The following is a 23,099-nucleotide window of genomic DNA, read 5'->3' as shown; positions in this document are numbered from 1 at the left end:
CATGAGTTTCGAACGCATCAAACCCCATCTGCCCTGGATCACCTTGCTGGCGCTTGTGCTGGTGGTTGGCCTCGCGGATTCAAATTTCCTGCGACCCGCGAACCTGATATCGATGGTGGCCGACATCGTGCCATTGTTCATCATGGCCCTTGGCATGACGTTTGCCATCTATATCGGCGGTATCGACCTGTCGGCCCAATCAATTGCAAATATGACAACTGTTGTAGCCACCATCGCTCTGCCAACCTTCGGCATTGGTGCGGGGCTGATCTGCATTCTGTCAGGCGTCGTTCTGGGCAGTATCTCGGGTTACGTAACAACGCGACTGTTCGTGCCGTCGTTCATCTCGACCCTGGCGGTTGGCGGTATCGCGTTTTCGACGGCGCAATACCTTTCGGGTCAGCGCGCCTTGTTCATGGACGCGGCGTTGCGGGATGCGACGTTCGGCTGGATGACCAGGTCAATTTTCGGTCTGCCAAGCGAGTTGATCATTGCGGCTGTTCTGGTTCTGGGTGCGTGGTTCCTGCAGTCGCGGACGATCTTCGGGCGTGCGCTCAAGGCGGTGGGCGCGGGGGAACCTGCGGCGGTCGCCTCGGGTCTGAATGTCAACCGGATCAAGATTATGGCATTCGCGCTGTCCGGCGGGCTGGCGGCGATTGCGGGCCTGCTGTTCTCGGTCAAGCTGTCCGGTGGTTCTCCCACACTGGCGAACGGGTTCCTGCTGCCTGCAATCGTCGCGGTTCTGGTTGGCGGCACCCCGCTGACCGGTGGCGTCGGCGGCGTCATCAACACGTTGATAGGTACACTTATCGTGGCGGTGATCCGGTCCTCGATGCTGTATTTCGAAGTGGACGCCACGAAGCAACAGATGGTTTTTGGCATCATCCTGATCGTGGCGATTGCTCTGACCATCGATCGATCAAAGCTCAGGGTCGTGAAATGACCGGGACCATGAAAGCCGCTGTCCTGACCAGGCCGGGACAGTTCGAGGTTCGGGATGTGCCGCGCCCTGATCCTGGTTGGGGCGAGGTGCTGGTTCGCATATCGCGGGTCGGCATCTGTGGCACGGACATTCATATCTTCAAAGGCCACTATTCGGTGGAAAAACTACCGATGATTCCGGGTCACGAATTTACCGGAACAATTGCAGCTTTAGGCGAGGGTGTGACCGGCCTGAGTTTGGGTGCTCCGGTTGTGGTTGATATGAATATTGGCTGCGGCACCTGTTATTGGTGCCTCCGGAACGAGATACTGAACTGCCCTGAGATGCAGCAGTTGGGTATCACCATGGACGGAGCTTTCGCAGAATATATTTCGGTTCCCGCCAGGCTGGTGATCCCGGCCCCGGACGACGTTCCCGCCGAGGTTCTGACCCTGACCGAACCTTTGGCCTGTGTAGTGCGCTGCGCGCGCAAGGCCAATATCACCTTCGGTCAATCCGTAGTGGTCTTGGGCGCAGGGCCCATCGGCAATCTGCATGTGCAGCTGCTTCGTACTATCGGTGCCGCTCCGGTCATCGTGGCGGATCTGTCCGAGGATCGGGTCAGCATGGCACTTGAGGCGGGGGCCGACATCGGTGTTACCGACGCGGCCATGCTGGAACAAACCGTCCTGAAACACACGGGCGGGCGCGGCGCGGATGTGGTGATTGAAAGTGTTGGTCTGCCGGCGTTGTACCGGCAGGCGATGCAACTGATCCGCAAGGGCGGCCACATAGCGGCCTTTGGCTTGACCGGTGCTGGGAAGACATTGCCGGTCGATATCTTGCAGACCATCCTGCAGGAGAACTCGATCAAAGGGTCCGTCGCAGGCATGGGTCAGGATATGCACGATGCCCTGACTTTGCTGACGCATGGCCGGATCAAGACCGGTCTCTTTACCCAAGCCACTTACACGCTGGATCGCATTCAGGAGGCGTTTGACAGCTTCCGGGACCGGCCAAAGGACCTGAAAACCCAGATTGTCATAGCGCATCATCCAACCGGGGAGGAGCTGTAATTGACTGTTGAAATCTACAAATCGAAACCCGAAGGTATGATCCCCAACAGCCGCTTTCCGCTGCTGGTCCATCGAGGAGCAATTCCCGGTGGTGGAGTGGATGCGGTCAAGTCGCGGTTTCGTTCAAATGGGTGGGGGAACAACTGGGAATACCCTGGCATTTACGAATACCCTCATTTCCACTCGACCTCACATGAATGCCTGGGCTGTGCCGCAGGCTGGATGGAATTCAACCTGTCTGTGGAAGGCTGGACCAGAGTGCGGATTGAAATCGGCGACGTGATCGTCATGCCCGCAGGTGTCAGCCATGAGATGGTCGGGTGCTCGGACGACATCATGATGTGCGGTGGTTATGCCGGAGGCCGCGACTGGGACAATATTCAGGAAGCTTTCCTGACGCCCGAGTTGTTTCAAGCAGCAGCCAAGCGGATCATGATGCTACCGATCCCAGACAATGACCCGGCGACCGGAGAGATGTTGCACCAATGGCATGATGCGCCGTCTTCGGTTGATGGTGGCTGGAACGATTTCCGCGACAGGCTGGACGCGTCGGCCTGAGTCGAAACGCAACGATGGAGCACATCAAATGGATCAAAAGAGCCACATTCTGACACCGCCGTCTGAGCCGCGGGAGTTTGGCTTTTTTCTGGATGGGCAATGGGTGCCTGCCGGAGACCGTGAGGTATTCGAACGATCCTCACCAGGTCACGGCGTTCCGGTGACCCGCATTCCCCGCTGCACCGAGGACGATCTGAACGCGATTGTCGCCTCGGCCAGAAATGCGTTTGATGATCGTCGCTGGTGTGGTCTGTCCGGCGCTGATCGCGCCGCGGTACTATTGAAGGCGGCAGAGCTGATCCACACTCGCACAGATGAGATTGCCTATTGGGAAACGCTGGAAAACGGCAAGCCAATCAGTCAGGCGCGGGTCGAAGTTAAGGGCTGTGTCGGGATGTTCGAGTTTGCCTCAGGCCTTGCGCGCGCGTTGCATGGTGACAGCTTCAACAACAGCGGCGACAGGGCAATGGGTATCGTCACCCGTGAACCCGTGGGTGTCGTCGGACTTATCACGCCCTGGAATTTTCCGTTTCTGATCCTTTGCGAGAGGGTGCCGTATATCCTTGCCTCTGGCTGTACGATTGTCGCCAAGCCTTCCGAGGTGACCAGCGCAACAACCCTGCTTCTTGCGGAAATTCTCAGTGAGGCCGGGTTGCCTGACGGGGTTTTTAATGTCGTCACCGGCGCGGGCAGTGTGATTGGCCAGAAACTGGCCGAGCATATGGATGTCGACATGCTGTCTTTCACCGGCTCGACTGCCGTCGGCCGGTCGGTGGTTGCGGCGTCTGGCCAGAGCAACTTCAAGAAGTTGGGGCTGGAACTTGGCGGCAAAAACCCGCAAATCGTGTTTGCGGATGCCGATCTGGAGGATGCCGCCGACGGCGTTGCCTTTGGTATCGCGTTCAATACCGGGCAATGCTGCGTATCCGGTGCCCGCCTTCTGGTCGAACGATCGGTCGCGGAGGAGTTTTCAAACCAAGTGGCAGACAAGCTACGGAAGGTACGTGTTGGCGATCCACTTGATGAAAACACTCAGGCCGGAGCAATTACTACGGATGCGCAGAACCGCACTATCCTGTCTTACATCGCAAAAGGCCAGGAAGAAGGGGCGACGCTGCTGACAGGCGGAACCACGCCCGAGATTTCCGGTGGCCAGTATATCGACCCGGCTGTCTTCACCAATGTCACGATGGACATGGCGATTGCCCAGGAAGAGATTTTCGGCCCCGTCCTGTGCGTGATTCCGTTCGATACGATTGACGACGCAATCGCGATTGCCAACGATACGGAATATGGGCTGGCCGCGAGTGTCTGGACCAAGAATATCGACACGGCACTGACCGTCTCGCGTCGGGTTCAGGCGGGCCGGTTTTGGGTTAACACCACTTTGGCCGGGGGACCGGAACTGCCGATTGGAGGTTTCAAGGCGTCCGGCTGGGGGCGTGAGGCCGGAATGCACGGGGTCGAGGAATATACGCAGGTCAAATCGATCCATATCGAGATCGGCAAGCGGACGCATTGGGTGGAGTGATGGCTGAAACTGGATATGACTATGTTATCGTCGGCGGTGGCTCGGCCGGATGCGTTCTGGCGAACCGCCTGACCGAAGACAGCGCGGCCAGGGTTCTGCTACTGGAGGCTGGCGGCAAGGACAGCCATCCGCTGATCCACATGCCTGTGGGTTTTGCCAAGATGACTGACGGTCCCCACACATGGGGTTTCACTACAGTTCCGCAGGTCAACGCCAACAACCGCGAGATTCCTTATGCTCAAGGTCGGGTGATCGGCGGTGGCAGCTCAATCAATGCCGAGGTGTTCACCCGAGGCAACCCCATCGACTATGATCGCTGGGCCAAGGAAGAAGGCTGCGAGGGCTGGTCGTTCAAGGGAATCCAGAAGTATTTTGTCCGCTCGGAACGCAATGCAATTCTTTCTGGTGACTGGCACGGGACCGAAGGTCCATTGGGCGTATCGAATATCGCTTCGCCACAGGAAATGACGCGTGCCTTTGTGCGTTCCTGTCAGGAGGCGGGCATTCCCTATAATCCTGACTTCAATGGCGCGGTTCAGGAAGGGGCGGGTGTCTATCAGACCACGATATGGAACGCGAAACGCTGTTCGGCGGCGGTGGGTTACCTGAAACCGGCGCTATCACGACCAAACCTGTCCGTTGAAACCGGCTGCCAGGTGCATCGCATTTTGATCGAAGGTGGGCGTGCGACCGGTGTTGAATACGACAAGAGTGGACAGATGCGGCGGGTGGCGGTCGATCAGGAGGTTCTGGTGACGTCTGGTGCGATCGGCACACCCAAACTGATGATGCTGTCAGGCCTTGGTCCGGCCGCGCATCTGCGCGCGCATGGGATCGAGGTCAAACAAGATCTGCCGGGAGTAGGTGAAAACCTGAATGACCATTTCGGCATTGATATCGTGGCAGAGTTGAATGGGCATCAAAGCCTCGACAAATACAACAAACCGCACTGGGCGATGTGGGCCGGGATTCAATATTACTTGTTCGGGTCAGGGCCGGTGGCATCGAACGTGGTGGAAGGTGGCGCATTCTGGTACGGTGACAGGTCCGAAAGTCAGCCTGATTTGCAGTTTCATTTCCTGGCCGGCGCCGGTGCCGAGGCCGGTGTGCCAAGTGTTCCCAAAGGCAGCTCGGGTATCACACTGAACTCCTACACCTTGCGTCCCAAGGCACGAGGTACTGTGCGGCTGCGCTCAAACCGGGTCGAGGACATGCCGCTCGTTGACCCCAACTTCCTTGGGCATCCCGATGACCTGAAAACCTCGATCGAGGGAGTGAAACACAGTGTCGAGATCTTCCGGCAGAAAAGCCTGCAGAGATATATCCGCAAGATCCGGTTCCCGGATGACAGTGTCAGGACACACGCCGAGTTCGAAGCTTATGCACGGCAATACGGGCGTACATCCTATCACCCCACATGCACCTGTAAGATGGGCGTGGATGAGATGGCGGTGGTCGATCCGCGGATGCGCGTGCATGGGATTGAAGGGTTGCGAATTTGCGACAGCTCGGCAATGCCCAGCCTGATCGGATCAAACACCAATGCCCCGACAATAATGATGGCAGAGAAAGCTTCTGACATGATCAGGGGTAATTGCTAAGCTATTCCGCTCTCAAAGGCTTGGATAACTCCCCGAACTGGCGGTGCCTAATAGCGGCACCGCCGTTTTTTTTGTTTAGTCCCATTCAGGCGCCCAAGGCACCAGATCTTCGCTGACAATCCGGTAGCCGGCCCGGGTCATGGCATCAACCCGATCCATGTCAATGCTGGAAAGCGTAAAGTCCATTACTTCGAAATTAGCCTGAATATTGGCGCGTTTGGTGGACATCGTGTTGATCGAGACGCCTTTTTGCAGAATCCACCGCAACACTACCTGACCTGCGGTCTTTCCATAACCTTCACCGATTTCGGCAAAGATCGGATGTTTGAAGACTTCGCCACGCGCAACCGAGCAATAAGAGGAAAGTGGAATCCCGGTTTCACTGGCCGCTGCAAGCAGGATATCCTGATTCAGCAACGGATGGAACTCGACCTGGTTCGTTACCAACGGCGTATCGATGATTTTGGTTGCGTCCCGCATCATCTGCGCCGTGTAATTCGAAACACCGATATTCCTGGCCAGCCCATTTGCATGTGCTAGTTCCAACTGTTTGAGGGATGGCGCGATGTCGCCGCCGATTGGAGGCCAGTGCAAAAGCAAAACGTCGACGTAATCCAGTCGCAGTTTCTTCAGGCTCTCCTTAACGGACGGTAGAAACGCCGCTGCGCCGAAATTGTCGGGATGGACTTTTGTGGTGACGCAAACCTCGTTGCGGGCAAGACCAAGCTCAGCCAGCGCGTCTCCAGTTTCTTTTTCGTTTTCATACATTTGTGCTGTGTCGAACGAGCGATATCCGACCTCTGCCGCGATTATCATGGCGTCCCGAAGTTCGTTTCCGGTTAGTGGGAATGTGCCAAAAGTACGCTGATTGGTGTTTTGAAAGTAGATATTCATAGCGGTTCTCCCTGATCTCAAGTTAGTAAGTAACTTATTGGTTACTTGTTGTTAGGTCAATTCTGCTGTGTGATTAATTCTGGTTGATTTTGGAAGCCTGCCAAGGCATACATATAACCAGTTAGTTACCTTCGTGAGGATCGCATGACAAAGCAGATGACGGCACGCGAAGCAGCAAACCTTGTTCCTGACGGGGCGACAGTGGCAATAAACTCGTCAAGCGGACTGTGCTGCCCCGATGCGGTTCTCAAAGGTCTGGGCGAACGCTTTGACGAGGAAGGTGCGCCAAGTAGCCTGACGACGATCCATCCTATCGCGGCTGGGGATATGTTTGGCACCAAAGGCGTGGATCACATCGCAAAACCCGGTCTGTTGACCCGGATCATTGGCGGCTCGTACCCTTCAGGTCCCAGCAAGGCCGAACCTCCGCTTATCTGGCAAATGATCACAGGCGAACAGGTGCGCGCCTATAATGTCCCGTCGGGCATCATCTTTGACATGTTGCGTGAAGCAGCGGCCAAGCGGCCTGGTGTTTTGACCAAGGTAGGGATGGACACATTTGTGGACCCCGACATCGAAGGTTGCGCCATGAACGATGCAGCCCGTGCCGAACCAATCGTCAAACGTATGGAGTTCGAAGGTGAGGATTGGCTGTATTTCAAATCCATGGCCCCAAACGTGGCGATAATTCGCGCCACCACCGCTGATGAAAAGGGCAATCTGAGTTTCGAGCACGAAGGCGCATATTTGGGGGCAATGGAAATGGCGCTGGCTGCGCGGAACAACGGCGGTGTCGTGATCGCCCAGGCCAAGCGCATCGCTGCCGCCAGCAGCATTCGGCCCCACGATGTCCATGTGCCGGGCATTCTGGTTGACGCGATTGTCGAGGCCCCAGATCAATTGCAGACGACGGCGACAGAATACGACCCGGCAATTTCAGGTGAACTGACGCGTCCCATCGAAAGTTTCCGCACGGCGGAATTCAACGTCGGGAAGGTCATCGCACGCCGGGTTGCGAAAGAGCTGAAAAATGGTTGGGCCGTGAATATCGGTTTTGGTATCTCGGCCAATGTCCCTCGCATTCTCGTCGAAGAGGGGCTGCACGGGTCGGTTACCTGGATGATCGAACAGGGTGCGGTCGGCGGCGTGCCATTGCTGGATTTCAAGTTCGGTTGTTCTGCCAATGCCGAGGCATTCGTCCCGTCGCCTCATCAGTTCTGCTATTTTCAGGCGGGTGGGTTTGACGCCTCGCTCCTGTCGTTCCTTGAAGTTGACAGGACCGGCTCTGTCAATGTTTCACGTCTGTCCGCCATTCCGCACAGAACGGCCGGGGCGGGTGGTTTTGTTGATATAACAGCGCGGGCCCGGAAGATCGTTTTCTCGGGCAATTTCAATGCAGGGGCAAGAATGACTGTTGAAGATGGGCAATTGAAAATCTTGCAAGAGGGTAAGGTTGCAAAATTTGTTCACGAGGTCGATCAGATTTCATTTTCCGGCATTCGCGCAAATGCGCACGGGCAGGACGTGACCTACGTGACCGAGCGCTGTGTAATCAAACTCACGGAACGTGGCCTGATGGTGACCGAAATCGCGCCAGGCGTGGACCTGAAGCAAGACGTTCTGGATCAGGCGGCCACCCCGTTGTTGGTTTCGGATGACTTGGTAACAATGGATGCAGACCTGTTTGATCCGGCCCCGATGGGTCTGCAACTGCAGGCGACTTGATGGAGCACTTTCTGCTGAACATCGAGGACGGTGTCGCACGGCTGACCATTAACCGGCCTGACCGGTTGAATGCGATCGATGAAACCATGATGGATGATCTTTTGATCCTCTGCCGACAGATCGAACATGCCGGCGATGTGCATGTTGTTGTCCTGACTGGCGCGGGCAAGGGGTTTTGTGCGGGCGGCGACATTGACGCATGGGCAAGCCGACCTCCGGACGGGTTTAGTCGACATTGGTTACGGGATGGGCATCAGGCGCTGGACGCGCTTGCACGCCTGCGGCAACCGTTGATTGCTGTGCTGAACGGCCATGTTTTGGGCGGCGGACTTGAGCTGGCGGCATGCGCAGACTATCGCATCGCAGAATCCCACATACGGATCGGTCAACCCGAGCCCGCGCTTGGTATAATCCCCGGCTGGTCCGGAACTCAGCGGGCGGTGCGCCGGTTTGGTGCTCAGCTTGTGCGGCGCATGGCTATCTTCGGTGAAGAGTTTTCGGCGGAAGCGGCGCTGGAGACAGGGATCGTCGATCGGGTGGTTGAAAAGGGCGAGGGTCTGGCGACCGCCGTCACCTTGGCCAAAAGCATGCGCCATCGTGGACCAGTTGCAACTGAGTTGGTGAAGATGCTGATCAATGCCGCCGAAGGAGAAGAGCGCGAGCGTGTCTTTGAGGCGCTCGCCGGTCGTATTGCTGCCGCACAACCCGAGCTGCAAACCGGTCTGTCCGCCTACAAGGGCCGTGAAAAAGCTAAATTCTGGTAACACCTCGCTGAAAGGGAAACTCAAAATGATACGTCACCTTGTTCACCTGCGTTTTGAAGTCGACGTGTCAGACGATCAGAAAACAGCTCTGTATCAGGACCTTGAGAGCCTTAAGGATCGAATTGACGGTGTTTTGGATTTCCAAAGTCGCAAGAATGTCTCGGTCGAGACGGACTTGGTTCGCGGGTTCAATGATATGTTCTGGTTTGATTTTCGCGACGCTATTGTCCGGGATGCCTATTTGGTTGATCCGACGCATCAGGAAATCGGAAGCCGTATTGTGGCAAAAGTCGCCGGAGGTCTAGACGGCGTCTTTGTATGTGACATTAAACTGTAATGTGGGATACTGCTTTTTTTTAACGTAGTGGCGATGAACCGAACGGGCTCGCGGGCAGTTTTACTCTCAGCAACAGCTTCGAAAACGATCAACGATTGTGTCCAGAACTTCGTTTGGGTCGCGCTTCCACCAGTTGTTAGCCGAAAAAACCTCGACTTCGCACAGTCCGTTATACCCGGCGGCTTCGACCGCACTACGCAGCGCGGGCAGATCGGCTACCCCGTCACCCATCATGCCCCGGTCCAATAGTACATCTGTTGTATCTGCCAGCCAATCACACAGGTGATATCTCAGAATGCGACCCTTCGCGCGAGTCGCCAGCGTGTCAGCCAGCGTCGTGTCCCACCAGACGTGATAGACATCAATTGCGACACCTACATTGCCTTCCGCAACCGCGTCGCAGACATTCAGCGCATCGGCAGCGGTCATCAGACAAGTGCGATTACCTGCAGTTGCAGGGTTGAGCGGCTCCAGCGCCAGTTGGACCCCGCGCTCTGCCGCATAAGGGGCTGCGCGGGCAACGCGGTCGGCCAGGATTTTCTGGCTTTCCAGAACACCCTTGGTGCCCGGTTCTGGGCCACCGGCGACAACGGTCAGCACCGAGGTTCCCAAGGCCGCAGCCTGATCAATGGACAGGTGGAAATCATCCATGATCTGCTGATCGGTTGGCAACGCCAAAGGGCCGGTCAGAAAAGGTGTTCGGCACAGACCCGCGACCTGCATTCCCGCATCGCGAACACGCTGCCCGAACTCGGCTTCACGTCCGCCCAGTTCGCGCCGCCAGAATGTGATGCCGCCATATCCCCGCTCGGCACAGGCATGGATGACACGTTCGGGCGGCCATCCGGCGCCATGGCCGTCAAGATTGTGGCCAAGGGTCGCCGTGTTCAGGGCCAGCGCGGAATGATCCTGCGAGAAGTCACGCATCCCCTCAGGCTCCGTATAAGTTCAGCAAGTTGCCCATCCGCTCGACGGCCAGATCCGGGTTGCGCAACAAACCACACGCATCCGCTATTTTGAAGCAATCAGTGAAATAGGGCAGAGACCGCGTTGCCTGCGCGCCGTTCAACATGATGAAATGGTCCTGAAAACCGTTGAGCCAGGCCAGAAAGACAACACCGGTTTTGTAGTATTGCGTTGGGGCGCGGAAGATATGACGCGCCAGTGGCACGGTGGGATCAAGCGTGGCACGGAAGGTTTTGGCGTCACCCTCGCTGAGTTTGCTGACTGCATAGGCCGCCGCCGGGGCCAGCGGGTCAAAGATACCCAGCAAGGCGTGGGAATGGCCTTGTTCGTCGCCTTCGATTAACTCGGGATAGCTAAAATCATCGCCCGTATACATCTTCACGCCGTTGGGCAGAAGACGGCGCATGACGATCTCTTTCTCTGCGTCAAGTAGCGAGATCTTGATGCCCTCAACCTTGTCCACATTGCCGCTAATAACGTTCAGAGCGGTTTCAAGTGCGGTATCGAATCTGTCGGTGCCCCAATACCCGGCCAGCTGGGGGTCGAACATCTCGCCCAGCCAGTGCAGGATTACGGGATGGTCGCAGGCGGACAGCACGTCATTATATACCGAGACATAGTCTTCGGGTCCGTTGGCAACCTTCGCCAAGGCGCGCGACGCCATCAGGATGATGCGGCCGTCGAGTTTCTGAATTGCATCGACTTGTTCCAGATAAGCGCGGCGCACATCGTCCAGACAGCGCGTTTCGGCAGGATCCAGATGATCAGTGCCGCAGCCATTGGCGACCAGCGCATCCGGCAGTTCTTCCCTGGTGCGGCGGATCAGTTCCAGCGCGCCCTTCCAGTCCAGACCCATGCCGCGCTGGGCGGTATCCATCGCCTCGGCAATACCCATACCCATACCGGCAAGATAGTGACGGAACTCCATCGTCTTGTCCCAGTCCACATGGGCTGGGCCTGTCGGGTCGTGATCGCCAAACGGGTCGGCCACCACATGCGCGGCAGAATACAATACCCGGGCCGAATTGGGTGTCAGTTTCGAGGGCGCGACGGGTGTTCCGACTAATGCGTAGTCAAGCAATTTGCCAGTTGTGTCGGGAAGCCTGATCTTCATCGGGTGACCTCAGTAACGGGGAACAAGCATCCCGGCATCCGCCGAGATTACCTGTCCGGTTGTATAAGGAAGTTTGCCGCTGGCCAGAGAGGCGATGATCTTACCCATCTCATCTGGGTGACCCACCCTGGGGAACAAAGTCAGCCCGTCCTTGGCGCGCTGGTCGTACTGCTCGATCACCGGGGCTGTCATGTCGGTGGCGATCAGGCCGGGCTGGACGTCGTAAACCGCGATGTTTTCGGGCCCGAGCCGCACTGCGAAGGTCTTGGAAATCATGGCGGCAGCAGCCTTCGAGGCGCAATATTCTGCCCGCGGGGCCGCAACAGCCACCGCGTTCGAGGAGGTCACGTTGACGATGCTGTGAAATGTCTCCGTGTCCCGATCCCGCGCCAAAAGGCGTCTGGCAAAGGCTTGCGACAGAAAGAACATCGCCTTCGTGTTCACGGACATGCAGCGATCATAGCTTTCTTCAGAGACGTCCAGCAGATCGCCTCTTTGCATCACGCCGACGCCAGCATTGTTAACAAGTGTCGTTAGAGGGCCGATTGCTGCCTCTACGGCTGCCAACTGCTCATCGTGGATTGCGGTGTTCGAAACGTCAAAAGCGGCGGTTACAACCGGAACGCCAATTGCGCGGATCCTGTCCACGGCGGCGCTCAGTTCATCGTCTATTTGGGGGCCGTTGACGGCGATGGCAAAACCTTCGCGCGCCAAAGCTACGGCTGCCGCAAGGCCGATCCCCCGGGAGGACCCGGTTACAAGTGCTGCGTGCGCGCTCATGTTGCTGCCCCTTTTGTCAGCAACTCCCGAGCTATGATCATACGCTGAATCTGGTTTGTGCCCTCATAAATCTGGGTGATTTTTGCATCGCGATACAGGCGTTCCACCTCAAATCCACGGATATACCCGGACCCGCCAAATACCTGCACAGCATCCGATGAGCGCTGAACAGCCATATCCCCGGCAAAGCACTTGGCCATTGAACAGGCCTTGGTTGCATCTTGGCCTGTGTCGATTTTGTAGGCGGCCGAGTGAACCAGAAGCCGGGCCGCTTCGACATCCTTGGCGATGTCAGCCAGCAACCACTGAACGCCCTGAAAATCCGAGATGGGTTTGTTGAATTGTTTGCGCTGCTGCGCGTAATCGGTGGCGGCTTCCAGACCTGCCTGACCTATTCCGACGGCTAGCGCCGCGATGCCGACCCGGCCCTTGTCGAGCACGCTCATCATCATATGAAAGCCGCGCCCTTCGGTACCCAACAAAGCATCAGCGGGCAGACGTACATTGTCGAATGACAAAGGCCCTACCTGACTGGCGCGTTGCCCCATTTTGAGTTCTTTCGAACCTCGCGAAACGCCATCTGCGTGCAGGTCGACCACAAAGATGGACATGCCGCGATGTCCCGCCTCGGGATCTGTTCGGGCCAGAACAAAGCCCAAATCCGCAACAGGTGCGTTGTGAATCCAGATTTTGCCGCCGTTCAAAACCCATCCTTCACCATCGCGTACCGCAGTGGTGCGGATACCCGACACGTCAGTGCCCGCCTCGGGTTCGGTGATGCAATAGGCTGGCCGCAATTTGGCGGCCAGCAGATTGCCCAGCCATTTCTGCTGCTGTTCCGCCGTTCCGTGACGCACCAGCAAGGTTGTAACCAGCTCAAGCAGGCCGCACTGATCTGCGATCGATGCGTAGCCGCGGGACAGCTCCTCCATCACCAGCGCGTAGGTTACGGTGTCAAAGCCAGGCCCGCCCAGCTCTTCGGGAACACCAATGCCAAACAGGCCAAGTTCGGCCATCTGATCATAAATTTCCGCCGGAAAGCGAGAGTCCCGATCCAGTTCTTCCGCCACGGGGCGGATTACATCCTCTGCGAACTGCCGGGTCATATCACGGACTTGAATGTGGGTTTCCGTCAGAAACATAGCTGTGCCCCAAGATGTAACTAATCGGTTACTAATACGTTGCCAGACCCGCCTTCGTCAAGTGGCTTGATCGGGTTGAAAAATTAGGATAAATAACCAAACAGTTACTTAATAAACAATAGAGATACGCAACCCGGTCGTTTTCCTGGTTCCGGTTTGCCAATGGGAGGCTCGCATGAACCCGAATGCAAAAAACAAATTTGGTAGGGTCGATCTAGAGGTGACCGCCTTTGGATTTGGCACAGCGCCAATCGGTAACATCTTTCGTGAAATCGACGAAGAAACATCGGATTCGATGATCCAGCATGCCTGGGGCAAGGGTGTTCGGTATTTTGACACGGCACCGATGTACGGCCACGGCCTTTCGGAAATGCGGACCGGTTATAGTTTGCGATGGAAGAACCGTGGCGACTTCATCCTGTCGTCCAAAGTGGGGCGCGTGCTGAAGCCTGCCCGACGTCAGGATATCGATTTCGCTCCGTGGACTAACGCTGCGCCGTTCACGATGCATTTTGATTACACTTACGACGGCGTCATGCGGTCGTTTGAAGACAGCTTGCAGCGGATGGCTTTGGAGCGGATGGATATCTGTTTCATTCACGATATCGATGTCTTCACGCGCGGTGATGAACAGCCCGAAGTGTTCAGACAAGCTATGGATGGTGCGTGGAAAGCGCTGGAAAGCCTGCGCGACCAAGGCGTTGTTAAAGCAATCGGTGTTGGTGTGAACGAGTGGGAAGTCTGCCACGCCGCGCTTGAGCAGCGTGACTTCGACTGCTTCCTGCTGGCGGGGCGCTACACCTTGCTGGAACAGGATGCGCTGGATAAATTCCTGCCACTTTGCGAGGAGCGCGGCGCGGCGGTGGTTGTTGGCGGTGGCTTCAATTCCGGCATTCTGGCGACTGGTGCCAAGGAGGGGGCCAAGTACAACTACGCCCCAGCACCAGCCGAGATCATGGGAAAAGTCGCCAAGATCGAAGCTGTTTGCGCGGAATACAACGTGCCCTTGCCCGCAGCCGCACTGCAATTTGTTGTGGCGCACCCGGCAGTCCCCAGTTTTCTGGCCGGGACCCGCACGGTCGAGCAGCTGGACCAGAACCTCAACTGGTTCAGCCACGACACTCCCGCAGAGTTTTGGTCTGACCTCAAGGCAAAGGGGCTTCTTCGAGAAGACGCCCCAGTCCCGGAATGAAGCGAACTGCGCTGCCGGCAGGAAGATATGGCTATCACGATCTAACGGTCGGGGATGTCATGAAAACGGGGTCCGCAGAGATTTCTGCGGATCGCATTGCCGCTTTTGCCGCGCTGACCAGAGATGAATATGAGCTTCATCTCGACGATGACGCAGCCCGGCGGCGGGGGTTCAAAGCCCGCGTTGCGCATGGCCTTCTTGTGCTGTCAGTGGTTGATGGGCTCAAGTTTCAGTCTCAAGCAAAACCCGATGGCCTGGCGTCGCTCGGGTGGAACTGGCGGTTCGAGAAACCCGTCTTCGCAGGTGACACGATCCGGGCTGATCTGATCGTCGTCTCAAAACGCATTACGACATCGGGAAAACGCGGGATCATTGAATTTCAGTTTGATGTTTTCAATCAAGATGATCTGAGAGTTCAGCAGGGAACCAATGAGTTGATCTTTGATCTGCACCTTCATCAAGATTGATGTGCGGACATGTCGACATCACGGATGTGTCAAACTTTTTGAGCGGCCAGAAGCAGCGACTTACCGGGCACACCTATCCCGCAATCTCGGCAAATAGCCGAAAGCCAGACCTCGTGGTACAAAAAAAGCCGCTTCGCGATTATTCTGGCGACCGCGATCCCGTTGGTTGTGCAGATCTCGATCAGTGGCGCGATGACTGCCGTAGGTGTTTCTTCCATGAAGAGCTTGGTTGAGCGCTTCAGTTGGGCCATTACTCTGAGAGGACGGTGATCAGGAACGCGGTACACCATCTCAATGACCGAGAGCCGAACAGAGCGGTCATGTATTCATTGTCCAGGCCGTGTCCCATGTGTGAAGCGACGTTGGATTTCACCAAATATTCTACGGCCGGGAAATCAGGGTCTGTAAGGGTCAATCCGTTCGCAAGATATGTATCCAAGCCACAACAGAAATGGCTAACCAGACACCCGCGCGAAGGGTCATCGCACCAACCGTGCGCATCTCGTAGGCGTTGCCTTGCAACACATGAACGCCGAAGGCCAGGAAAACCAGAACGGTGGCAACCAGAATGCCTGTTGATATCCAGGCCGCTGACCGGTGCCGAAGAAACAGCCCAATACCGGCCACGACATAGGCGAACCCCGCCAGAAAGTTGAACCACAGCACGAAGGGCACCGCATCGCCAACGGCGGTGCGTGCTTCCTCGCCACCAAACAAGGCCCACCCGCCTGAGAATACGGTCAACGCGCCGAAAACTAATGCTACGCTTGACGCTACTTTCAGGGCGCGGTTGCCAAGGATCGCATTTCTCATGTCACGCCCCCTTCCGTTCCATCAAGTAGGCCGTCGCGCAGGTGGAACAGCTTGTCGAACCGGTCATAAATCTTTTCATCATGTGTCACAGCGATGATGCAGGCGTCTTGCTCAGCCGCGAGCTTGCGCATCAAGTCCATCACGATCCCGGCCCGCTGGCTGTCAAGCGCCGCAGTTGGTTCATCTGCCAGAATGATGCGCGGGCTGTTGGCAAGGGCGCGTGCGATGGCCACACGCTGCGCCTCACCTCCGGACAGAAGCGCGGGCATCGCATCCCTGCGGTGACCGACCTCCAGATAGTCCAGCAGTTCGATAGCGCGCCTTTGCGCTTCGATCGTCGATTTTCCAGCCAGTTTCAGCACTAGGGCAACGTTATCTTTGGCATCGAGAAATGGCAGAAGATTATGGAACTGAAAGATAAACCCGATCTTGTCGAGCCGTAGCTTGCGCAGATCGTTTCGCAGCCATTGCTTGTCGTAAACCACCTCATTGTCCAGCGTAACCTTCCCCGTACTCGGAGCAATGATGCAGCCAATGACATTCAGAAGCGTCGTTTTACCCGATCCAGACGGGCCGAGTAGTGCCACGACTTCGCCTGCCTGGACTGACAGATCAACACCCTTCAATGCGTCGACGCGAGCATCACCTTCGCCAAAGTGCTTGGAGACATTGGTAACATCTACAATCACGCGGCGCGGATCATTGAGCATGACGTCACCCTCCGATTGCCGTGGCCGGATCGACCTTGAGTGCGGCACGAACGCCAAGGCCGCTGGCGACGATGCAGACAACGAGGATGATCCCTGCCAAAGCGACGGCGTTGATCGGCTCCAACACAACCCGGCGGGGGAAGTAGTCCTTGACTAGCAGGATAAGGATCAGGCCGAAACTCCAGCCAACCGCACCAAGTGCAATGGATTGCTGCACGATCAGCCCGATGATCGTGCGGTCGGGGGCGCCGATCAGTTTGAGTGTGGCGATCTGCTTTAGCTTTTCCATGGTCATCGTGTAGATAATTAGCGCGATTACAACGGCTGAAACGGACAATAGAATGCCCAGAAACAAACCTATCTGCCGCTTTGCTCGATCCACCACAGACATTAGCAAGATAGACTCCTGATCGGCTTGTGTCAGGGCCCCAAGATGTTTCCATTGGCGCACCGACTGCGCCACTTCTTGCGGGTCTGCAAGCGGTTCAAGCCGCGCGATCACAGCCGCAACGCTGTCCTGACTTTCGAGCAACCCCGCGCCTCGCGCCTGCTGGACGCGTTGAGCCGACGGGGCCAGTTGCGTCTGAAGCACTTGCGCATCGCGCAAGGTGATAAACGCCGCCGGATCACCGGCGGAATTCATCGTATCCTCGACCAACCCGACCACAGTGAAAGGATCGCGGCCCAGTCGGATCACATCGCCGACGGACAGTCCGGATTTGGCATCTGCCACGATTTCGAAATGGGACTGGCTGATCCCACGCCCTACCGAGATTGCTTCGGGTCCACCGGGGTGACCTGGCTCGTATCCGATCACGTACAGGCGTAGCGTTTCGCCGCGAAAGGGCGCTTCGACAGTCTGGTATGTGATGCTACCCGCTTCGGCCACACCGTGCAATCGCCCCAAGGCATCACGGGTTCCGTCGGGAATTTTTGAGGCTTCTGCAAACGGCCCGCGTGTACCAGTTTCAACAATCCAAAGATCTGCTCGCGGTGCTTTGACAATATTCAGCGCGTCTGCAACCAGCCCATTGTAAATACCAATCATTGCCAGCACGACCGCCATCAGAAGGCTGAGGCCGAGGCAAGTCAGAACGAAGCGGAACAGATTGTGACGCACATCGCGGTAGGCGAGGTTCATGGCGCATTCCTCTCGACGACTCGAACCATGCGCCCTTCAGACAGCCCTTTAACGGGCGCCAAGATGACCTGCGAGCCATTGGGAATACCACTAACCAGCTCGACCCGCGCATCTTCGGTCCGGTGCCCGAAAACTGCCGACACCTGATGCGCACGCCCATCCTGCGCGACCCAGATACGACCTTCATGCCCGTCAAAACCGGTTATTGCGATCTCTGGAACCAACATCGCTTCGACCAGCTCTGTCACTGTGATCCAAACTTCGGCCTGTTCGCCGAGAAAAACCTGTTCCGGGCACCGATTGCATGCAATCCAGACTCGGCGTTCTTCGTTCACCCGGTCGCTTTCTATACCGATCCGCGCGATCTTGCCGGTGAAGACCTTGTGCGGCAAAGACCGCAACCTCACTTCGGCAACTTGTCCGAGTTGCAGGGGCCCGGCCCGCTCTTCATCAATATAGGCCAATGCCCAGACAGTGCTCGGGTCCACAAGGGTAAAGATAGGTTCACCAGCGACAACAACAGTACCTGCTTCGACATGACGCTCAACAACGACCGCGTCAAACGGTGCCCGCAAAACATGATGATCAAGCAGTACACGCTCGTATTGCAGAACTGCCTTGGCGTCATTGTGCATGGATTGGGCAACCTCAACATCACTTTCTGCGACGGCCAGATCAGCGGCTGCAACATCGACATCCCGCTGCGCTTCTTCCGCAGCCTGAGTCGAGACGGCGTTGCGCCCGGCAAGTTCCTGCTGGCGCGCATTTGTCGACTGCCGCTGCGCAAGAATGGCACGCGCGCGTATCACATTTGCCTCAGCCTTGCCCAAGGTAGCCTCTGCGGCGGCAACCCCCGCTTTGGCGCGCGCGACTTTTGCTTGTTGTTCCGTCGGATGAAGCCGGGCAAGGACCTGCTCCGCTTTGATCGTATCACCACTGTCGACCGAAAGTTCTGTCAGCGTGGCACCAACTTCAAATCCAACATCTGAGACGATCCGGGCCTCGACCGTACCCAGCCCATAAACACGTACAGGGACATTCTGTTCAATTGCGGCCGCGGAAACACTGATCGGGCGCTCTGTAAGGACAAACCTGCCAAAGACTGCGAGGACGACAACAAGGCTGACACCCAGGATGATACGGCGGTTCATGGCGAAACCTCTGTACTTGCTATTCGGAATAGCCGCATCTGAGCATCGAGCAATCGGCGTCCTTCGGATTCCAATGCGAAACCGCGTTTCCCCAAAGTCCAGCGGATCGCCAACCCTTGCACCAGCGAGACCAACAGTAGCGCTCCGTCTTCAGGCGGCAGGTCTGTGTCGAACAGGCCCGCTTTCTGCCCGTTGGTCAGCTCGATGGACAGCAATCCGACCAATTCAGTCATCAGCGTAAGAACAGATTGCCGGAGATCGTCGTTTTCGACCTGTAGCTCGCGCGAGAACAGAATGGACGGGATGGCAGGCATAGTCTCGATCTGGTGCAATTGTGCCAAGATCAACGCTTTGATCCGCTCTGCCGGATCGGCGGATGTCCTAAGCGCGTCACCCCATGCGGTTCGGAGGCGTTCAGAAATCTCTGCTGCCACCGCCAACCATAAATCCTGTTTGGTCGCGAAATGCCGGAAGATTGCGGGCTGCGTCAGCCCGACTGCATCAGCAACCGACTGCGTGGTCAGGCGATCCGGGCCCAACTCGTCCGCGAGACGCAGCATTGCCTGTACGATCTCGGTCTTGCGTTCATCTGCGGGCTTGCGTGCAGGCATTGGACATCATTGTGTTAGTGATTAATAACTAACTATCTAAGACGAGATACACTTGCCGTCAAGCGCACCTGCATTTGATTTCGGCATCGGGGGCGGAAAGAATGGCTTGGCACCTATTGGGAGCGAAATGATCGACAGGAAAATAGCGGAAAGCACCTAATAACCGCGGGGCACCTAAAGACAAACTTCGTGAAAAACACGACATCAAGCCGCTTGGGATCGTTGCAAATAGGCCGCATAATCAAACCAGTCAGATGCGCCGGACCCTCTCTTAGATCAGATAGCCATCTGTACCAAAATCCCTGACGACGGACAACAGGTGGGGGTGAAGTTTGCGACAGATCCCGGCAGCAGTCAGTGTTTTAACAGAACACTGGACGCCGCGTTTGGCGGCATCAATCTGAAATCTCGACCAAATCGACCCAGCGGCTTTCTCGGGCGGATTTGAGAACGGCCTCGCAGAAACGCATTTCATAGTGACCGTCTTCAAATGTTGCCCACGTGCTGCCTTGCCCGCGCGTGCCTGCGCAAATGTCCAGATAAACGCTGTTAAAAAAGTTAAAAAAACTGTCCGCGAAGCCTTCGACATGGCCCGGAGGCAAAGTCGCGGCGCGGATCCCGGCTGCATTCATCAGGGTAAAATCACGCATCAATACCTGATTGGCGGCGTCGCGATGACCTATGAACAGATGATCCGGCTTTTCGCTGTCCCATGACGAACTGGATTTGCTTCCGGCTATGTCCCAGACTAGGGAGTTCTTGCGTCCGAAATTGATCTGAGACGTGGTCATAACCCCCTTGGCGCCGCCCTCATACCGTATCAGGATTGCTGCGCTGTCGTCTGTATCAATCGCCACGGTCTCGGTTGCGCCACCTGCGTTTGAGAATGTTCCAACTGGCCCCATCGGGCGCTGCCGCTCCGGTAGAAATGTCGTCAAATCCGCGAAAACGGATTTTGCCTTTAATCCTGTAATAAAGCCCGTCAAATCGACCCAGTGCGTGCCAATATCGCCAACCGAACGCAGAACTCCTCCTGACTGGGCCTGCAATCGCCAATTCCAGTCCGTTTGTTTCGCAAGCCAATCCTGATGGTAGTGGCCTGTGACAAGGCGGATATCGCCCAAATCCCCTTTGTTGACCATTTCGTGTGCGTGCTGGTTCAGAGGATAAAACCGGATATTGTAGCACACCGCGCAAATCTTACCGGACGCTGCTGACATTTTGACCATTTCAGCCGATTGCTGGCTGGTCATTGCCAGTGGTTTTTCGCAGATCACGTGTTTTCCAGCTCTGAGGATGGCCATGACCTGCGGATAATGCGCCTGGTTCGGGGAAGTAACGTGAACCACATCCACGCAATTATCGGCCAGCAACTCCTCCAAAGACGAGTATGCCTGTGCCACACCGAGTTCTGCGGCGCCGGCTGCGCCTCTTTCCGGAGATGAGCCAAGAACGCCAGCTATCTGCACACCCAAGCGGCGCAAGGTCTGCACGTGAACTGTTCCGATAAAACCCGTTCCAATGACTGCCGCACGAACCCCTGATAGGTTTGCCATGTAGCTCTCCTTTTGAATACCGAACACCGTTCACTGACCGGCATACGCGGAGTTAAGATATTCTCAACCAACAAAAAAGTTCTTGCCACTTGGTGCGGTTCACCGCAACAGACACCGGTAACTTCGGACTGCTTTTTGCTGTAAACTTGCGGGTTTCGCAAAGCTTCTGCGCGAATGAAGCCGCTCAAAGCAGTCTCTAGATCATTTGACCATGCGCCAAGCGGGCGATGTGTTCCATCGGGTCGCGCTGCTGGTCTCCGACCAACGTATACTGCCAGGGTCCGTCCTGCCAGAAGACGACAAGATACCCGTCCTCTTGTCGAAACCGAAATGATTGAGTTTGAGTTGTGTCGCCATGCGTGGCCATCAAACTTAACCGATCACCCTCTGCATTCTCGTACATAAATAAAGCTGAGGCTCGGTCTCCTGCGGGCAAAAGGCGTCCTCCAATCAGGGAGAACCCGGTTTCCCCAAGTTGCGGCGCGATAATGGCAGAGCCCAGACGATTGGAGAGCCAGGTTTGCAAGTGGTCTTTTTCCGCAGCGGCGACTTCTACAGGGTGAAGAACCTCAACGGCGAATAGAGAATGCGCCGCCTTTGCGTGTTGCGAAAACAATGCCAGATCGTCGGTTGTTCCACTGTTCCAAGGTTGCAAATAAGATCCCAAGCCGAATCCGACTGTAAAAACCGCGACCGAAGCAACCAGCCTCAAAGAGACTGGCGAGGGTGGCGTGGCCTGTTTCCGCAGACTTCGAAGATGTGCCGCAGAAGGTACAGGGACCGCCTTGTTTATCAGATCAGATTGACGCTGCATTGCACGAACGCGCGCTGCATCGTCCGGGTGACGGGCAAGGTGACGGTCAAGGCGTTCGCTCTCTTCCGGTGACAACTCACCGTCTATGCTACGCTGAACCAGGTCTTCGATGGATGGGGTGTGCGTCATTTCACGCTCCTGATCTTCACGGCGGTCGAAGCGTCCATTTCAGATTTGATTTTAGTACGCGCGCGCGAGATCCGCGACATCAGCGTACCCTTTGGAATGGACAAAGTTGTGGCCGCTTCGTCATAGCTTAACCCACCAATCACAACAGAAAGAAGGGCTTCTCGCTGATCTTGAGGAACAGAATCCAGCGCCTTCCAGACAGCCTTGAGTTCCAACCGTTCTTCGGCCGTGCTTGTCGTAGCTGCCAGCGTCGAAATGTTGTCGAGATCGACAGTGTTGAATTTGGTCTCTCGACGCCACCTGTCCCGGTAGAGGTTCAACAATATTTTAGTGAGCCATGGTTTCAACGGCCGTCCCGGAAGCCATAGCAATCGTTTGCGAAGGGCGCGTTCAACACAATCCTGCACCAGATCATCCGCCGCATCCCGGTCACGGGTCAGCGACCAGGCATAACGCCAAAGATCGGGGAGGCAGTTTTCAAGCTGGTTTTCAAATGACTGAAGCATGTACGTAAGCCGGGGGAGGAAACTTTCCCCCGGCACCAAGGTTCAGGGGCGTGCGATATGCCAAACACCTTTTACACCGTCCCCTGTCATGTCCCCAGGGTTTTCGTCTTTGAACCATAGGTAAAGCGGCTTTCCTTTGTAGGCGACCTGAACGCTGCCATCCTTGCGTTCAATCAGGCTGTAGCCTTTTTTCAGTTCCATGTTGGCATCACCCATCAGCGGCGGCCATTTGGCGGCACAGTCATCATAGCAATTCGAAACGCCTGTCTCGTCCTTGTCAAAGGTATAGAGCGTCATCTTGTGCGCATCCATCAGGAAGGTTTCTCCGTTGAGCTGGCCAGTTACGGCTGGCGCACCGGTTTGACCATCCGCAAATGAACCGGTTGCAGTCGCAACCAGCGCGACACCGGCAAAAGTGAGGGATTTTAGGGACATTGGATTCTCCGACTTTTTCAGGTCTGCCGGATGGCAGACAATACAACTACGAAGGCGCCTGGAAAAAATTCCCCAAAGTGAAACTTTTTTTGTGGCGTGTAGGCATTGTTGTGGTGGCTAAGCCAAAATCCGAGCCTACAGGAAAGGTCACCCATGTACGGTTT

24 protein-coding genes are annotated in these 23,099 nt (G+C 56.3%); 10 read left to right on the top strand and 14 right to left on the bottom strand.

The genetic code is table 11. The annotated features are described in order from the left end of the window. Position 1: 1 nt before the first annotated feature. Genes ACR0JI_RS16890 through ACR0JI_RS16870 form a run of 5 tightly spaced genes read left to right on the top strand, consistent with a single transcriptional unit; the run spans position 2 to position 5,688 of the window. Entirely contained in the window at positions 2–943 is a 942-nt protein-coding gene (locus ACR0JI_RS16890) for an ABC transporter permease (protein WP_480477826.1), read from the top strand. Further along, positions 940–1,998, top strand: a complete 1,059-nt coding sequence (locus ACR0JI_RS16885; protein WP_480477824.1) for a zinc-dependent alcohol dehydrogenase — start codon at positions 940–942, stop codon at positions 1,996–1,998. Before ACR0JI_RS16890 ends, ACR0JI_RS16885 begins: the two co-directional genes overlap by 4 nt. After that, positions 1,999–2,556, top strand: coding sequence for a hypothetical protein (locus ACR0JI_RS16880; RefSeq protein WP_480477822.1), 558 nt, complete (start codon positions 1,999–2,001; stop codon positions 2,554–2,556). A gap of 28 nt (positions 2,557–2,584) precedes the next feature. After that, entirely contained in the window at positions 2,585–4,087 is a 1,503-nt protein-coding gene (locus ACR0JI_RS16875; protein ID WP_480495228.1) for an aldehyde dehydrogenase family protein, read from the top strand. Continuing rightward, positions 4,087–5,688, top strand: coding sequence for a GMC family oxidoreductase (locus tag ACR0JI_RS16870; protein WP_480477817.1), 1,602 nt, complete (start codon positions 4,087–4,089; stop codon positions 5,686–5,688). The genes ACR0JI_RS16875 and ACR0JI_RS16870 overlap by 1 nt, the downstream gene beginning before the upstream one ends. Positions 5,689–5,763: 75 nt before the next feature. On the opposite strand, the gene ACR0JI_RS16865 is transcribed toward ACR0JI_RS16870, so the two are convergent. Then, positions 5,764–6,582, bottom strand: a complete 819-nt coding sequence (locus ACR0JI_RS16865; RefSeq protein WP_480477815.1) for an aldo/keto reductase — start codon at positions 6,580–6,582, stop codon at positions 5,764–5,766. 144 nt (positions 6,583–6,726) lie between these two features. Here ACR0JI_RS16865 and ACR0JI_RS16860 point away from each other — a divergent pair, with 144 nt between their 5' ends. Genes ACR0JI_RS16860 through ACR0JI_RS16850 form a run of 3 tightly spaced genes read left to right on the top strand, consistent with a single transcriptional unit; the run spans position 6,727 to position 9,408 of the window. Then, positions 6,727–8,307, top strand: coding sequence for an acyl CoA:acetate/3-ketoacid CoA transferase (locus ACR0JI_RS16860; protein ID WP_480495226.1), 1,581 nt, complete (start codon positions 6,727–6,729; stop codon positions 8,305–8,307). Next, on the top strand, positions 8,307–9,071 hold the full coding sequence (locus tag ACR0JI_RS16855; protein ID WP_480477811.1) for an enoyl-CoA hydratase/isomerase family protein: 765 nt from the start codon (positions 8,307–8,309) through the stop codon (positions 9,069–9,071). Before ACR0JI_RS16860 ends, ACR0JI_RS16855 begins: the two co-directional genes overlap by 1 nt. 25 nt (positions 9,072–9,096) lie before the next feature. After that, entirely contained in the window at positions 9,097–9,408 is a 312-nt protein-coding gene (locus tag ACR0JI_RS16850; RefSeq protein WP_480495224.1) for a Dabb family protein, read from the top strand. 66 nt (positions 9,409–9,474) lie between these two features. Here ACR0JI_RS16850 and ACR0JI_RS16845 read toward each other — a convergent pair whose 3' ends face one another. Genes ACR0JI_RS16845 through ACR0JI_RS16830 form a run of 4 tightly spaced genes read right to left on the bottom strand, consistent with a single transcriptional unit; the run spans position 9,475 to position 13,410 of the window. Then, on the bottom strand, positions 9,475–10,335 hold the full coding sequence (locus tag ACR0JI_RS16845) for a sugar phosphate isomerase/epimerase family protein (protein WP_480495222.1): 861 nt from the start codon (positions 10,333–10,335) through the stop codon (positions 9,475–9,477). Positions 10,336–10,339: 4 nt separating this feature from the next. Then, positions 10,340–11,488, bottom strand: a complete 1,149-nt coding sequence (locus tag ACR0JI_RS16840; protein WP_480495220.1) for a dihydrodipicolinate synthase family protein — start codon at positions 11,486–11,488, stop codon at positions 10,340–10,342. A gap of 9 nt (positions 11,489–11,497) precedes the next feature. Continuing rightward, positions 11,498–12,268 (bottom strand): 3-ketoacyl-ACP reductase, encoded by a 771-nt coding sequence (locus ACR0JI_RS16835; protein ID WP_480477802.1) that lies wholly within the window; start codon positions 12,266–12,268, stop codon positions 11,498–11,500. Next, positions 12,265–13,410, bottom strand: coding sequence for an acyl-CoA dehydrogenase family protein (locus tag ACR0JI_RS16830; RefSeq protein ID WP_480477800.1), 1,146 nt, complete (start codon positions 13,408–13,410; stop codon positions 12,265–12,267). Before ACR0JI_RS16830 ends, ACR0JI_RS16835 begins: the two co-directional genes overlap by 4 nt. A 175-nt stretch (positions 13,411–13,585) precedes the next feature. Between ACR0JI_RS16830 and ACR0JI_RS16825 the strand changes: the two genes are divergently transcribed. Next, positions 13,586–14,602 carry an aldo/keto reductase gene (locus ACR0JI_RS16825; RefSeq protein ID WP_480477798.1) on the top strand — a complete coding sequence of 339 codons (1,017 nt, stop codon included), beginning with the start codon at positions 13,586–13,588 and terminating at the stop codon, positions 14,600–14,602. Positions 14,603–14,661: 59 nt separating this feature from the next. Continuing rightward, entirely contained in the window at positions 14,662–15,069 is a 408-nt protein-coding gene (locus tag ACR0JI_RS16820) for a MaoC family dehydratase (protein WP_480495218.1), read from the top strand. A 411-nt stretch (positions 15,070–15,480) separates the two neighbouring features. Here ACR0JI_RS16820 and ACR0JI_RS16815 read toward each other — a convergent pair whose 3' ends face one another. The 9 genes from ACR0JI_RS16815 to ACR0JI_RS16775 all read right to left on the bottom strand — a co-directional run bounded on the left by ACR0JI_RS16815 (position 15,481) and on the right by ACR0JI_RS16775 (position 22,935). Next, positions 15,481–15,882, bottom strand: coding sequence for a hypothetical protein (locus tag ACR0JI_RS16815; protein WP_480495217.1), 402 nt, complete (start codon positions 15,880–15,882; stop codon positions 15,481–15,483). Beyond that, positions 15,879–16,592 carry an ABC transporter ATP-binding protein gene (locus tag ACR0JI_RS16810; protein ID WP_480477790.1) on the bottom strand — a complete coding sequence of 238 codons (714 nt, stop codon included), beginning with the start codon at positions 16,590–16,592 and terminating at the stop codon, positions 15,879–15,881. The genes ACR0JI_RS16815 and ACR0JI_RS16810 overlap by 4 nt, the downstream gene beginning before the upstream one ends. Before the next feature lie 4 nt (positions 16,593–16,596). Further along, complete coding sequence (locus ACR0JI_RS16805; protein WP_480495214.1) at positions 16,597–17,733, bottom strand: ABC transporter permease; 1,137 nt, start codon at positions 17,731–17,733, stop codon at positions 16,597–16,599. Next, entirely contained in the window at positions 17,730–18,884 is a 1,155-nt protein-coding gene (locus ACR0JI_RS16800; protein ID WP_480495212.1) for an efflux RND transporter periplasmic adaptor subunit, read from the bottom strand. Before ACR0JI_RS16800 ends, ACR0JI_RS16805 begins: the two co-directional genes overlap by 4 nt. Next, positions 18,881–19,495: a TetR/AcrR family transcriptional regulator gene (locus ACR0JI_RS16795; RefSeq protein WP_480495210.1), complete on the bottom strand. Its 615-nt coding sequence runs from the start codon at positions 19,493–19,495 to the stop codon at positions 18,881–18,883. The genes ACR0JI_RS16800 and ACR0JI_RS16795 overlap by 4 nt, the downstream gene beginning before the upstream one ends. Positions 19,496–19,890: 395 nt before the next feature. Further along, positions 19,891–21,051, bottom strand: coding sequence for a Gfo/Idh/MocA family protein (locus ACR0JI_RS16790; RefSeq protein ID WP_480495208.1), 1,161 nt, complete (start codon positions 21,049–21,051; stop codon positions 19,891–19,893). Between the two features lie 196 nt (positions 21,052–21,247). Further along, the gene (locus tag ACR0JI_RS16785) at positions 21,248–21,994 is read right to left on the bottom strand and encodes an anti-sigma factor family protein (protein ID WP_480477780.1); all 747 of its coding nucleotides are present in this window, start codon (positions 21,992–21,994) and stop codon (positions 21,248–21,250) included. Then, positions 21,991–22,500, bottom strand: a complete 510-nt coding sequence (locus ACR0JI_RS16780) for an RNA polymerase sigma factor (RefSeq protein ID WP_480477778.1) — start codon at positions 22,498–22,500, stop codon at positions 21,991–21,993. The genes ACR0JI_RS16785 and ACR0JI_RS16780 overlap by 4 nt, the downstream gene beginning before the upstream one ends. 42 nt (positions 22,501–22,542) lie before the next feature. Next, positions 22,543–22,935: a COG4315 family predicted lipoprotein gene (locus ACR0JI_RS16775; protein WP_480477776.1), complete on the bottom strand. Its 393-nt coding sequence runs from the start codon at positions 22,933–22,935 to the stop codon at positions 22,543–22,545. Between the last annotated feature and the right edge of the window lie 164 nt (positions 22,936–23,099).

The organism is Ruegeria sp. N10 (assembly GCF_056531545.1).
Note: the sequence above shows the minus strand (reverse complement) of the source record. Positions and strands in the feature narration are given on the sequence as shown.